12 protein-coding genes are annotated in these 11,630 nt (G+C 64.9%); 9 read left to right on the forward strand and 3 right to left on the reverse strand.

Annotation, left to right across the window (positions count from 1 at the left end):
• Positions 1-50 precede the first annotated feature (50 nt).
• Positions 51-1,058, reverse strand: a complete 1,008-nt coding sequence (gene cyoA / locus AB4061_RS04235; protein ID WP_441631177.1) for a ubiquinol oxidase subunit II — start codon at positions 1,056-1,058, stop codon at positions 51-53.
• Between the two features lie 192 nt (positions 1,059-1,250).
• Between cyoA and AB4061_RS04240 the strand changes: the two genes are divergently transcribed.
• The 4 genes from AB4061_RS04240 to AB4061_RS04255 all read left to right on the forward strand — a co-directional run bounded on the left by AB4061_RS04240 (position 1,251) and on the right by AB4061_RS04255 (position 5,335).
• On the forward strand, positions 1,251-2,654 hold the full coding sequence (locus AB4061_RS04240; RefSeq protein WP_441631179.1) for an aminotransferase-like domain-containing protein: 1,404 nt from the start codon (positions 1,251-1,253) through the stop codon (positions 2,652-2,654).
• Positions 2,655-2,825: 171 nt separating this feature from the next.
• Positions 2,826-3,683, forward strand: a complete 858-nt coding sequence (locus AB4061_RS04245; protein ID WP_441631181.1) for an ABC transporter ATP-binding protein — start codon at positions 2,826-2,828, stop codon at positions 3,681-3,683.
• Between the two features lie 6 nt (positions 3,684-3,689).
• Positions 3,690-4,526, forward strand: a complete 837-nt coding sequence (locus AB4061_RS04250) for an ABC transporter permease (protein WP_441631471.1) — start codon at positions 3,690-3,692, stop codon at positions 4,524-4,526.
• 5 nt (positions 4,527-4,531) lie between these two features.
• Positions 4,532-5,335: an ABC transporter permease gene (locus AB4061_RS04255; protein WP_441631183.1), complete on the forward strand. Its 804-nt coding sequence runs from the start codon at positions 4,532-4,534 to the stop codon at positions 5,333-5,335.
• Positions 5,336-5,440: 105 nt separating this feature from the next.
• Here AB4061_RS04255 and AB4061_RS04260 read toward each other — a convergent pair whose 3' ends face one another.
• On the reverse strand, positions 5,441-5,878 hold the full coding sequence (locus AB4061_RS04260) for a hypothetical protein (protein WP_441631185.1): 438 nt from the start codon (positions 5,876-5,878) through the stop codon (positions 5,441-5,443).
• A 516-nt stretch (positions 5,879-6,394) separates the two neighbouring features.
• Here AB4061_RS04260 and AB4061_RS04265 point away from each other — a divergent pair.
• The 5 genes from AB4061_RS04265 to AB4061_RS04285 all read left to right on the forward strand — a co-directional run bounded on the left by AB4061_RS04265 (position 6,395) and on the right by AB4061_RS04285 (position 10,289).
• Positions 6,395-6,616 (forward strand): DUF1484 family protein, encoded by a 222-nt coding sequence (locus tag AB4061_RS04265; RefSeq protein ID WP_441631187.1) that lies wholly within the window; start codon positions 6,395-6,397, stop codon positions 6,614-6,616.
• A gap of 177 nt (positions 6,617-6,793) precedes the next feature.
• Complete coding sequence (locus AB4061_RS04270; protein ID WP_441631189.1) at positions 6,794-7,129, forward strand: DUF1484 family protein; 336 nt, start codon at positions 6,794-6,796, stop codon at positions 7,127-7,129.
• Positions 7,116-7,718 (forward strand): hypothetical protein, encoded by a 603-nt coding sequence (locus AB4061_RS04275; RefSeq protein WP_441631191.1) that lies wholly within the window; start codon positions 7,116-7,118, stop codon positions 7,716-7,718. The genes AB4061_RS04270 and AB4061_RS04275 overlap by 14 nt, the downstream gene beginning before the upstream one ends.
• A gap of 196 nt (positions 7,719-7,914) precedes the next feature.
• Complete coding sequence (locus AB4061_RS04280) at positions 7,915-9,228, forward strand: dicarboxylate/amino acid:cation symporter (RefSeq protein WP_441631193.1); 1,314 nt, start codon at positions 7,915-7,917, stop codon at positions 9,226-9,228.
• 110 nt (positions 9,229-9,338) lie between these two features.
• Complete coding sequence (locus AB4061_RS04285) at positions 9,339-10,289, forward strand: amino acid ABC transporter substrate-binding protein (RefSeq protein WP_441631195.1); 951 nt, start codon at positions 9,339-9,341, stop codon at positions 10,287-10,289.
• Between the two features lie 99 nt (positions 10,290-10,388).
• Here AB4061_RS04285 and AB4061_RS04290 read toward each other — a convergent pair whose 3' ends face one another.
• On the reverse strand, positions 10,389-11,630 hold the full coding sequence (locus AB4061_RS04290) for a polyhydroxyalkanoate depolymerase (RefSeq protein WP_441631197.1): 1,242 nt from the start codon (positions 11,628-11,630) through the stop codon (positions 10,389-10,391).

The following is an 11,630-nucleotide window of genomic DNA, read 5'->3' on the forward strand; positions in this document are numbered from 1 at the left end:
GCGTTGCGTGTGTTGCATGCAGTGCATGTGTTTCGGATTCATTGGCTTCATCAGTTGGCGGCCAGCGGGGGGCTTTGGGCTGTGCATACGTCGCCAAGCGCACCGCCACGCGCATCACCGCGCGCATCGCCACGCATATTGGCGCGCATATCGCTATGCATGTACTTGTTGACGATGTTCTGGAACAGGCCGGGCGCAACGCCCGCGTAGACCGTCGCCGGCTCCTTGGTGCTCGGCAGCTCCAGCGTCTTGTAGGCTTTATCGTCCAGCGTCAGCGACGACTGCCTGGCCTGCCGTACCCACGCGTCGAACTCCTCGCGCGAGGTGGCCACGGTGTCGAAATGCATGTCGGAGAAGCCGGGGCCGCTGTAGGCCGCGGACATGCCCGCGTAGATGCCGGGCGTGTCGGCGATCAGGTGCAGCTTGGTCTGCATGCCGGCCATGGCATAGACCATGCTGCCGAGCTGCGGGATGAACAGGGAGTTCATCATCGATTCCGCGGTGATGCTGAAATTGATTGGCGTATCGACCGGGATCGGCAGCCGGTTGACCGAGGCGATGCCGTAGTCCGGGTAGATGAACAGCCATTTCCAGTTCAGCGCCACGGCTTCGACGCGGATGGGCTTGACGGTCGACTCCAGCGGCTTGTAGGGGTCCAGCGAGTGCGTGGTGTTCCAGATCAGCACTGCCAGGCCGGCCACGATCACGCACGGGATGGTCCAGATGACCACCTCGATACGCGTGGAGTGCGCCCACTTGGGCGCATACGTTGCCTTGGTGTTGGAGGCGCGATAGCGCCAGCCGAAATACAGCGTCAGGAAAATGACGGGCACGACGACCAGCAGCATGATGAACAGCGAGACCAGGATCAGCGTCTTTTCCTGATGCCCGATGTCGCCCTTCGGGGATAGCAGCTCCAGCTGGCAGCCACTGAGAAGGAGCATCGCTGCTCCACCGAGGAACAGCCCCGCAGGGCGGAGCCCTCCCTTGCAAGCATTCAGCCAAGCGCTGGATGCTCGCCGGACAGCAGCGCCTGCCCCGGCAATTGAGTTACGCATAAGACACACCTTAGTTATGCATCACATAACCGGCGCGCGCGTCGGGACTGCCTGCCACGGCACGCTGGAAACCATCGCGAGAGAGGGGAGTCCGCCGGACTGGCGGGAAACGCATACAAAGCGTTAAATGTATGGATTTGTGTGATGCTGCGGCGCATGATAATGTAAGACAAAGGCCATACATCAAGCAAAATGCATCAGAGAAAATCCATACAAGATGAGGACGCCGGTCCCGACTGGGCCGCCGCCTTTGTGCGCGGCGAGGGCGCGCGCTACCAGCAGATCGTTGGCTTCATCGAGCGCGCGGTCGGGGACGGGCGCCTGAACCCCGGCGACCGCCTGCCGCCGCAGCGCGCGCTGGCCAGGCAGCTCGGGGTGGATCTCACCACGGTGACGCGCGCATTCACCGAGGCCAAGCGGCGCAACCTGATCGAGGCGCGCGGGGCGCTGGGCACGTTCGTCGCCCCGCCAAAGGTCGAACTGGCGCAGATGGTCGACCTGAGCATGAACGTGCCGCCGCCGCCCGCCGGCGTGGATTTCCATGACTTGCTGCAGCGCGGTATGTCGCAGGTGCTGCTGCGCTCCGATGCGCACCTGCTCATGACCTACCAGCTCGGTGGTGGCAGCAGGGCGGACCGGGCCGCCGGCGCCATGTGGCTAAAGCCCGTGCTGGAGTCGGTCAGCCCGCAGCAGCTGATTGCCTGCCCCGGCGCCCAGGCCGCGCTGGCGGCGCTGATCCTCACGCTCACGCAGCCAGGCGAGGCGATCCTCGCGGAGCCGCTGACCTATCCGGGGCTGCGCGCGGCGGCCGAGCAGCTCGGGCGCCGCGTGGTGACGGTGGCCACCGATGACGACGGCATGCGGCCCGATGCGCTGGAGCAAGCGTGCCGCGAGCATGGCGCACGCGCGATCTACCTCAACCCGACCATCCAGAACCCGACCACGCGCACCATGCCCGCGCACCGGCGCCGCGATGTCGCGCTGGCCGCGCAGAAGTGCGGCGCCTGGATCATCGAGGATGATCCCTATTGGCTGCTCGGCAGCGACGCGCCGCCGCCCGTGGCCCACTTTGCGCCGGGCCAGGTCTACTACGTTGCCACGCTGTCGAAATGCCTGAGCCCGGGGCTGCGGACCGCCTATATCCGGCTACCCGAAGCGCGCAGCCGGGCGGGCGTGCTGGCCGCGCTGCGCTCCTTCGCGCTGATGTCCACGCCGCTGTCGACGGCCCTGGCCACACAGTGGATACACGAAGGCTCCGCCGCGCAGCTGCTGGCCGGGATCCGCACGGAAGCCTTCGCGCGGCGCGAGCTCGCGCGGCAGTTGCTGTTCAGCGCGGACCAGGCACCACCCAGCGGCATACACGTCTGGCACAACTTGCCGAGCTACTGGACGTCGCTGGCGCTGACGCAGGCCGCGCGTGCGGAGGATCTGCGCGTCACCGCTTCCGATGCGTTCTATGCCGGCCCCACGCCGCCCAATGCGATCCGCATCTCGCTGGGGGGTGTCGAGACACGCGCCCATCTTGCTGCCGCGTTGAAGAAGCTGGCTGAGTTGTTGGTGCGCAGGCCGCAGATGTCTCGGGAGATTGTGGTTTAGGGGGCGTGCTTTTGTGTCTCGCCGATCCGCGTGGCGAAGCGAGGGTCTCAATACGTCGTACGACGCCAGGCGCAAGCACTGTCGCCGCAAGATCGGAAAGGTTGGGGTGGACCGCCGATCACACTTCATGTAAGCTTTTCCGCCCTCTTCGCGCTGCCATGCCGCGCCGCCATGCCTCAGATCATCGTTAGCCGTCTACACAAGACCTACCGCATCCACGAGCGCGACCCTGGCGTGCTCGGGGCGCTGCGTGCGTTGATTCGGCCGCGCTATCGCACGGTCGATGCGCTGGCGGGGGTGTCATTCGAACTGCAGCGCGGCGAACTGCTGGGGCTCATCGGCCCAAACGGCGCGGGCAAATCGACCACCATCAAGATCCTTGCCGGTATCCTGCGGCCCGACGGCGGCCGCGTCGAAATCGAAGGGCGCGTCCCTTTCGCGGACCGCGAGCGGCATGTGGCACGCATCGGCGTGGTGTTCGGGCAGCGCACGCAACTTTGGTGGGATCTGCCGGTGGGCGACGGCTTCGCGCTGCTGCGCGACATTTATCGGGTCGACCCGGTGCGCTTTGCCCGCACGCGCGACGAACTGGTCGCGCTATTGCATCTCGAGCGCCTGCTCGACCAGCCGGTGCGCCAGTTGTCGCTGGGGCAGCGCATGCGCGCGGAGATCGCGGCGGCGTTGCTTCACGAGCCCGACATCCTCTTCCTGGACGAGCCGACAATCGGGCTCGATGCGCCCACCAAGCTCGCGGTCCGCGACTTCGTGCGGCGCGCCAACCACGAGCGCGGCACCACCGTGCTACTGACCACGCACGACATGCATGACATCGAGGCGCTGGCCAAGCGCGTGATCGTGATCGGCCACGGCCGCGTGCTGGCCGACTGCGCGGTCGAGGCGTTGCGGGCCCAGGTGGTGGCTGCGCGCCGACTGGATGAGGGCCTGTCAGCGGACGCGGAAGACGAGGGTATGACCATCGAGGCCGTCATCGCGCATTTCTACGCGATGCACGGCGCGCTCGAGGCCTAGTCCATGATGGCGCCGCGCGAACTCGTGCGTCCCTATCTCGCCGCGTTCAGATCCCGGTTCCTGCAGATGCTGCAGTACCGGCTGGCGGCATACGCGGGCTTCGTTACGCAGTGCTGGTGGGGGGGAATCAAGATCATGGTACTGGTGGCGTTCTACCGCGGCGCGCAGGCGCAGAGCGCGCCGCTGTCGCTCGCGCAGGCCATCACCTATACATGGCTGGCCCAAGGCCTGCTCGCACTGCTGCCGTGGATGGGCGACCCCGAGGTGGCGCAGGCGGTGCGCACCGGTGCCGTGGCATACGACCGGCTGCGGCCGGTGAATGCCTATGCGCTGTGGTTTGCACGCTCGGCCGGCTGGACGGCGGCGCGCGCGCTGCCGCGTGTGGCACTGATGCTAGCCTTTGCCGGCATCGCGCTGCCAATTGCCGGGCTGGGCGAATGGGCCTGGCGGCCGCCTGCCGGACTGGCTGCGGGCATGGGCTTCATCGCCTCGGTGCTGCTCGCGCTGCTGCTGTCCACATCGCTGGTGATGCTGCTCAACATCGCGGCGGCAGCGGCGCTCAACGAACGCGGCATCAATACGCTGGCGGGACCGGTTGTCATCGTGTTCTCCGGGAACCTGCTGCCTCTGGCACTGCTGCCCGACACCTGGCAAACCGTGTTGCTGGTGCAACCGCTAGCGGGCGTGATGGATATTCCGGCGCGCATCTATTTCGGGCAGCTGGGCGGCGCGCAGATGCTCTGCGGGCTGGGCCTGCAATGCCTGTGGATCGTGCTGCTGGTGACGGTTGGCCATGCGGCCATGAGCCGCACGATGCGCCGGCTCGACGTGCAAGGCGGCTGAGGCGCATGGGATCGCTGGCATTGTTCGCCCGTCTGGTGATGGCTTCGCTGAGCGGCCAGGCGCGCTATCCGGGCTCGGCGCTGCTGCTTACGGTGGGGCAGTTCCTCGTCACCGGCGTCGAGGTGGTCGCGGTCTGGGCACTGTTCCACCGCTTCGGCGACGTGCAGGGTTGGAGAATTGGCGAGGTGGCGCTGTTCTACGGGCTGGTGAACTGCATGTTCGCCATCGCCGATGCCCTGGGGCGCGGCTTCGACGTGTTGGGCACGGCGTTGCTGCGCACCGGCGAATTCGACCGATTGCTATTGCGGCCTCGTCCCTTGGCCCTGCAATTGATGGGGCACGACGTCCGCATCAGCCGTCTGGGGCGCTTGTTGCAAGGGCTGATGGTATTGGCTTTCGCAACGGTGCAGGTGGGCATCGCGTGGACACCGGGGTCAATCGCCATCGCCCTGTTTGCGGTCGCAGGCGGCGTGGCGCTGTTTCTGGGCATCCTGGTACTGCAGGGCACGTTGTCTTTCTGGACCATCGAGAGCCTCGAAATCGCCAACGTCCTGACATACGGCGGCGTACAGGCGACGCAATATCCGCTGGCTTTGTATGCGCAATGGTTCCGGTACGTGCTGACCTTTGCCGTGCCACTGGCCTGTGTCGCCTACTACCCTGCGCTGACCCTATTGGGCAAGCCTGACCCACTCGGTGCGCCTGCCTGGACAGGGCTGGTATCGCCGCTGGCGGGTTTCGTTTTTCTCTTGGCGGCCTTCGGCGCGTGGCGTGTCGGGCTGCGCCACTATGCCTCGACGGGCAGCTAGTGGATCGTAACGTCTAAATAGGAAGTGTCATTATGCCCATGGAAGGCGTGATGAAACTGACCGGTAGCGAACGCGCGGAACTCGAGAAATAGGCCAGAGCAAACGTTACGGCCCACTAGTCAGCTCGATGAGTTGCAGCGCAAACGCGGCGCTCTCCTCGGGCGTCTTTCCGCTCTCAAGGTGCTCGTACACCAAGAGCACGATCTTGGCGCGCCGTTCATCCGACACATGTTGCTGCGTGGCCGCAAGACTCCGCTCCACCTCGACTAACGCCGAACCAAGTCGGCTGGCATCCATCCCCGCCGTCGCACGATTCGATGGCAGCCGTGCATCGTTTGCCAGCATCGGGCCGCTACCCGTCAGCAGCCAGTGCCCGTTCACGCCGGTCGCCTCGACGATCGCTGTCAGCCGCTTGGCTTTGGGGTCCGACTCGCCAGCGAGATAGTATTCCAGCGTCCTCCTCGGGATAGCTGCCCTGCGGGCAAGTTCATCGCCACTTCCAGCTATCTCTGCGCACTGCCGAAGCCGATCAACGAGCGACATGTCCTTGCATTTTCCTCGAGTTCCAAGATGAGGGGAGGGCGGTCGAACTTGTCGAGCGCCGGCTCAGCTCACTAGAAATAATCAAATAAATCAAAGGTGTACAGCGACCGCTCCCTCATGCATGGAGAGAGGTGGATGCGTATAGCTACATTTGGCTTGTTTTTATGGCCAAAACTGGCTAACATTGATTTCCATAGACACCCGGGACGCTGCGACGGTCGACACCTTGTGCTGTGCCGGCAGCGCAGCCCCAACCGCAAAACGCGATGTTCGGCATGCCAGCATCTCTACATCAATAGATGGCCCTTCTCAGGTCGTCTAGCTACCCGCAGTCGCGCAGATGCCCAGCCCGAATAGGGCTACATCGTCGCGCCGCATTCTGCACCGGATGCAAGCCGCGAAAGTCTATCAGACACGCAGGTCCTCACGGGCGAGGCGCCCGTCCAACAATCGGCCGACGTGCTCGTGCGCATCGCCTCACATGCCGCCGACACGCCGCCACTGATGGAGTCGTTGATGTCAGAGTACGTAACCGAGGCTGACCGCACAGCCTTACGCGAAACCATCCACCAATCCTGCCATGACCTCCTGCGCGTCAGCGCCGGCCTGGAATCCCTCCTGCTCCTGCTGGCGCTACAAGCCGACGAGCAAGCCGCCAACAACGGCCTGCATGCCCTGCTGGCGCCGCTAAAGCAGCAACTGGACCAGGCAGTGAACCGCGTGCAAGCGCTGTACTGAGCCGCATCCGTTCCTCACACCTGCACCGCGGCCCGCAAAGCCGCAGGCGGTGGGGATGCACACGCCTATCCGTGCAAGAACTCACCTCTGCCTCGCGCCGGGACGGTGCTCGTCAACACCGCCCATCGAAACGCTGATTTCCAGGATCGCAATCCGATCACAAGACAGGAGGTACCCATGACCGCCCGCCAACGTCGCCCGCGCACCGCAGCCGAAGCACGGGAAGCCGCCTTGGAAGCCAGGCTGATCGCCGAGCCCTTGCTGGCGGACAACGCAGCTGATTCGAGCCACGAGGCGACCCACCAAGGCTGCCACGAACTGCTGCGCATCAGCGCGCATCTGGAATCCGTCATCACGCTGCTGAACCTGCACGCGGGCGATAGCCGCCTCCATGCCTTGCTGATACCGCTAAAGCAGCAGCTGGACCAGGCATTGAGCCGGTGCCGGCGCTGTACCCGGGCCTGCGGGGTTCGTCCGCTATCCGCGCCTGCGTCGCCGCGTGCTGAGCCGTAACCGGCGGGGACTTGCGCATCGGCGGCGTCCTCACGCTGCTCGATCTGCATGCCGATGCCGCGATGGATGGCATCGGTTTTTTCGGATTCTGCATTCAACATTTTCATATCAGTGGGACAAGCTGGGGCGGCTGGCTGCGCTCACCAACGAGAACGGCGCCCGGACCGAGTTCCAGTACGAGCCGGTAGGCCGCCTGCTGCATGAGACCGGGTTCGACGGCAAGGCAACCCGCTACCACTACGAGCCGGCCAGCGGGGTGCTTGTGCAGGTCATCGACGCCAACCTGTTGGTGACGGCGTTCGACTTCGACGCATCAGGCCGCCTAACGCGCCGCCGCGCCGGCCTGCGGGACAAGGAAGGCATGGTCGCCGAGCCGCAAGCGGAGACCTTCGCCTACGACGGCAACGGGCGCCTGATCCTGGCGAAAAACGTCGAAATGGTCTGGCCAGATGCCGTCTGGAGGCAGTCCTGCAGTCATTTCCTGCCCGGCGCCCGGATGATCGAGTTCGACGTGGAGAGCACGGCGCTGCCGCACGCGGTGGCACCGGCGCGCCGGTGGATGCTCGACGATGTTGGCAGTTTTCAGTGAGTTTCCTAGTCTCTTAGTCATGAGGGAGGGCATGCATGGCGAATCCGGGCTGCCTTTGGCCGCAGGCTAACCATCCAATACGCGCAAACGCAAGCAGGACGCGGTCCGAACGCGATCGCGGGGGCCCAATTCGCCTGAACAGATCCGGGGGTGGCGGCTTCGGAAAAGCAGGCTCACAAGAATCCAAGGAGCAGTCATGAAGAAAAAGCGCCCAATCACCACCTACATCGTCATCGCGATGATCCTCGGCGTTATCGTCGGGTATAGCTGTAACAAGGCCTTCCCGGATCCCGGTACCGCCAAGGAGATCGCCGGCTATATATCGATCTTCACCGATGTCTTCCTGCGCCTGATCAAGATGATCATCGCACCGCTGGTGTTTTCCACGCTGGTGGTTGGCATCGCGCACATGGGAGACGCGAGCACCGTTGGCCGCGTCGGCGTGAAGGCGCTCGGCTGGTTTATCGTGGCTTCGTTTCTCTCGCTCTCGCTGGGCCTGATACTGGCCACCCTGCTGCAGCCCGGCCACAACATCGGCCTGCCGTTGCCGGACGTGGGGGCGGCCACCAACCTGAAGACCAACGCCTTCACGCTGAAGGATTTCATTACGCACCTGGTGCCGAGGTCCGTGGCGGAGGCCATGGCTACCAATGAAATCCTGCAGATCGTGGTGTTCTCGATCTTCTTCGGCACCGCGCTGTCGACCCTGGGGGAGACGGGCAAGCGGCTGGCCGGCGTCATCGACGACCTTGCGCAGACCATGCTCAAGATCACCGGCGCCGTGATGTGGATGGCGCCCGTGGCGGTGTTCGCGGCCATCGCTTCCACCGTGACCACGCAAGGGCTGGGCATTCTCATCACCTTCGCGAAGTTCATGGGCAGCTTCTACCTTGGCCTGCTGGTGCTGTGGGGCCTGCTGGTGGCGGCCGGGTTCTTCTTCCTGGGCAAGCGGGTGTTCACGCTGATCCGGCTGATTCGCGAGCCTTTCCTGCTGTCCTTTTCCACGGCCAGCTCGGAGGCCGCCTATCCGAAGATGCTCACCGCGCTGGACCGGTTCGGCGTCAGCCGCAAGATCTCCAGCTTTGTGCTGCCGATGGGTTACTCCTTCAACCTCGACGGCACCATGATGTACTGCACGTTTGCCGTGCTGTTCATCGCGCAGGCCTACGACATTCACCTGCCGATCGGTACCCAGATCACCATGTTGCTGCTGCTCATGCTGACGTCCAAGGGCATGGCCGGGGTGCCGCGCGCATCGCTGGTGGTGATTGCCGCCACGCTGAACCAGTTCGGCATTCCGGAAGCCGGCTTGCTGCTGATCATGGGGGTCGACCAGTTCCTGGACATGGGCCGTTCGGCGACCAATGCGGTAGGCAACTCGATTGCCGCTGCCGTGGTGGCGAAGTGGGAGGGCCAGTTGGCGGGCGAGTCGGCTCTGGAGGGCGAGGGCGACAGCACGGCATCTGACGCGCGCGCCACGCTCGGCAAGCCGGACGCGGTCCAGGCCTGAGCGGCCAGCGCGGGAGGGCGTCTCGCAGGCGGCCTCCCGCGTGGTGTGCCGGGCATTGTGCGAACGATCACTGCAGGAGAGCAAATCAAATGCGTTCAAATGGAGCACGCGTGGGCGGCGGCGGCGGCGGCCGCAGGTGCTGGGGAATCGTGGCGTGGGCGGCCGTTGCGCTGTGCGCGGCATTGGCCGCCGGCGCGGCGTCGGCGCAACAGGCGGGGGAACTGGCCGGCACGCTGAAGAAGGCGAAGGAAAGCGGCACCTTGACCATCGGCTACCGCGAGTCGTCCTTGCCATTCTCGTACCTGAACCGGCTCGGCAAGCCGGTCGGCTATTCCATCGATATCTGCCGCGCGATTGTGGATGCGGCGGCGGAGGAGGTGGGGCGCGAGGTCAGCATTCAATGGACACCGGTCACCTCGGACAATCGATTCGATGCGGTCACGTCCGGCAAGGTCGACCTGGAATGTGGCTCGACCACCAGGAACGTCGAGCGCCTGAAGCGCGTGTCGTTCTCACCGGTGATCTTCGTGGCCGGGACCAAGCTGATGGTGCCGAAGGGCTCGCCGATCAAGTCGTTCAAGGACCTGAAGGGGAAGACCGTGGTCGCGACCGGCGGCACCACGAATGTGGAAGCGCTTGAGCGGCTCTCGGCCCGTTTCGGCCTGCAGCTGAACGTCATCAAGGCGCGGGACCATGCCGACGCGTTCCAGGTCTTGCAGCACGGCGGCGCGGACGCCTATGCGGGGGACGATGTGCTGCTGTACGGCTTTCTGCGCAGCAGCGGCGCTGGCGGCAGGTTCCAGATCGTCGGCGATTTCCTCTCCTACGATCCCTACGGGATCATGTTCCGCAAGGGCGATCCGCAGTTCGCCGCTGTGGCGGACAAGGCGGTGCGAGAGATGGCCGTGTCCGGGGAACTGGATCGCACGTACAAGCAATGGTTCATGAACAAGCTGCCCACCGGCGAGCGGCTCGGGTTGCCCATGAGCGCGCAGCTCGATGAGCTGATACGGGCCATCCCCGACCAGTCGGACGAACGGATTAACGGACCGACGGACTAAGGGGCTCCGGTCGGGCTTGCGCCGCCGCCGCGCGTCGCCGGCGGCGTCTGCGGAATTCATCCTCGGCGCCTGCGGCCTGGCCGCAGGCGCCCGCAAGGCTCAGCGATAGCTGGCGATGAACGCGCGCAGCTGCGGATAGATCTCTTCGCGCCAGCGCCGGCCGGAGAAAATGCCGTAGTGCCCGCAGCCCTGCGCCGTCACATGCTGCTTGCGCGCGCTGGGAATGCCCGCGCAAAGATCGTGCGCCGCCGCGGTCTGGCCCGCTCCCGTGATGTCGTCCAGTTCGCCCTCGATGGTCAGCAGCGCCGCGCCCGTGATGTCCTGCGGCCGCACCGGCTTGCCGTCGATCTCCCAGGTGCCGCTGGCCAGCCGGAATTCCTGGAACACATCGCGGATCGTATCCAGGTAGTACTCAGCGGCCATGTCGAGCACGGCGTTGTACTCGTCATAGAAGCGCACGTGGGCCTCGGCGTCGTCCAGGTCGCCATCGACCAGATTCTGGTAGTAGTCGTAATGCGAGGAGAGATGGCGATCCGGATTGGTCGCCACAAAGCCGGCGTGCTGCAGGAAGCCCGGGTAGACCTTGCGGCCGTGTCCCGGGTAGTTGGCCGGCACGGTATGAATCACGTTGTTCTCGAACCACGCGAAGGACTTGTCGGTGGCCAGCGCGTTCACGGCAGTGGGGCTGCGGCGCGCATCGATCGGGCCGCCCATCATGGTCATGGTCCGCGGCGTGGCCTCGCCGGCGGAAGCCAGCAGCGAGATGGCGGCAAGCACAGGCACGGCCGGCTGGCACACGGAGATGACATGCAGGTTTTCCGCGCCGACGTGGCGGATGAAGTCCTGAATGTAGTGCACGTAGTCGGTCAGGTGGAACGGGCCGTCCTGCGCCGGCACCATGCGGGCATCGATCCAGTCGGTCACGTAGACCTTGTGATGCTGCAGCAGGGTTCGCACCGTATCGCGCAGCAGGGTGGCGTGGTGGCCGGACAGCGGGGCGCATACCAGCACCACCGGCTCGTCCTTCAGCAACCCGATGACCTGCGGATCGTCGGCATAGCGCTTGAAGCGCAGCAGCCTGCAGAAGGGCTTGTCCATGATGGTCTGCTCCACGATGGGAACGTCCCGTCCGTGGCATTGCACCGACTTGATGTCGAAGGGCGGCTTCTTGTAATCCTTGCCGAGGCGGTAGAGCAGTTCGTAGCCGGCGGCCATCCGGTTGGCGCCCGGCATCATGGACAGCGGGCTGAGCGGATTGGTAAAGGTGCGCGACGTGGCTTGTGCCAGCGCGGTGAGCGGCAACAGCAGGGCRCTCTTGAGTTCGTGGAATTGGTAAAGCAT

Source organism: Cupriavidus sp. YAF13, assembly GCF_052113425.1.
In the GTDB taxonomy this organism is placed as follows: Bacteria; Pseudomonadota; Gammaproteobacteria; order Burkholderiales; family Burkholderiaceae; genus Cupriavidus.

Excerpts from the sequence above, each read along its gene's own strand:
- AB4061_RS04250 (WP_441631471.1), top strand. The coding sequence starts at position 3,690 with ATGGCGCCGCGCGAACTCGTGCGTCCCTATCTCGCCGCGTTCAGATCC.
- AB4061_RS04270 (WP_441631189.1), top strand. The coding sequence starts at position 6,794 with ATGACCGCCCGCCAACGTCGCCCGCGCACCGCAGCCGAAGCACGGGAA.
- AB4061_RS04265 (WP_441631187.1), top strand. The coding sequence starts at position 6,395 with ATGTCAGAGTACGTAACCGAGGCTGACCGCACAGCCTTACGCGAAACC.
- cyoA (WP_441631177.1), bottom strand. The coding sequence starts at position 1,058 with ATGCGTAACTCAATTGCCGGGGCAGGCGCTGCTGTCCGGCGAGCATCC.
- AB4061_RS04240 (WP_441631179.1), top strand. The coding sequence starts at position 1,251 with ATGCATCAGAGAAAATCCATACAAGATGAGGACGCCGGTCCCGACTGG.
- AB4061_RS04245 (WP_441631181.1), top strand. The coding sequence starts at position 2,826 with ATGCCTCAGATCATCGTTAGCCGTCTACACAAGACCTACCGCATCCAC.
- AB4061_RS04255 (WP_441631183.1), top strand. The coding sequence starts at position 4,532 with ATGGGATCGCTGGCATTGTTCGCCCGTCTGGTGATGGCTTCGCTGAGC.
- AB4061_RS04260 (WP_441631185.1), bottom strand. The coding sequence starts at position 5,878 with ATGTCGCTCGTTGATCGGCTTCGGCAGTGCGCAGAGATAGCTGGAAGT.
- AB4061_RS04280 (WP_441631193.1), top strand. The coding sequence starts at position 7,915 with ATGAAGAAAAAGCGCCCAATCACCACCTACATCGTCATCGCGATGATC.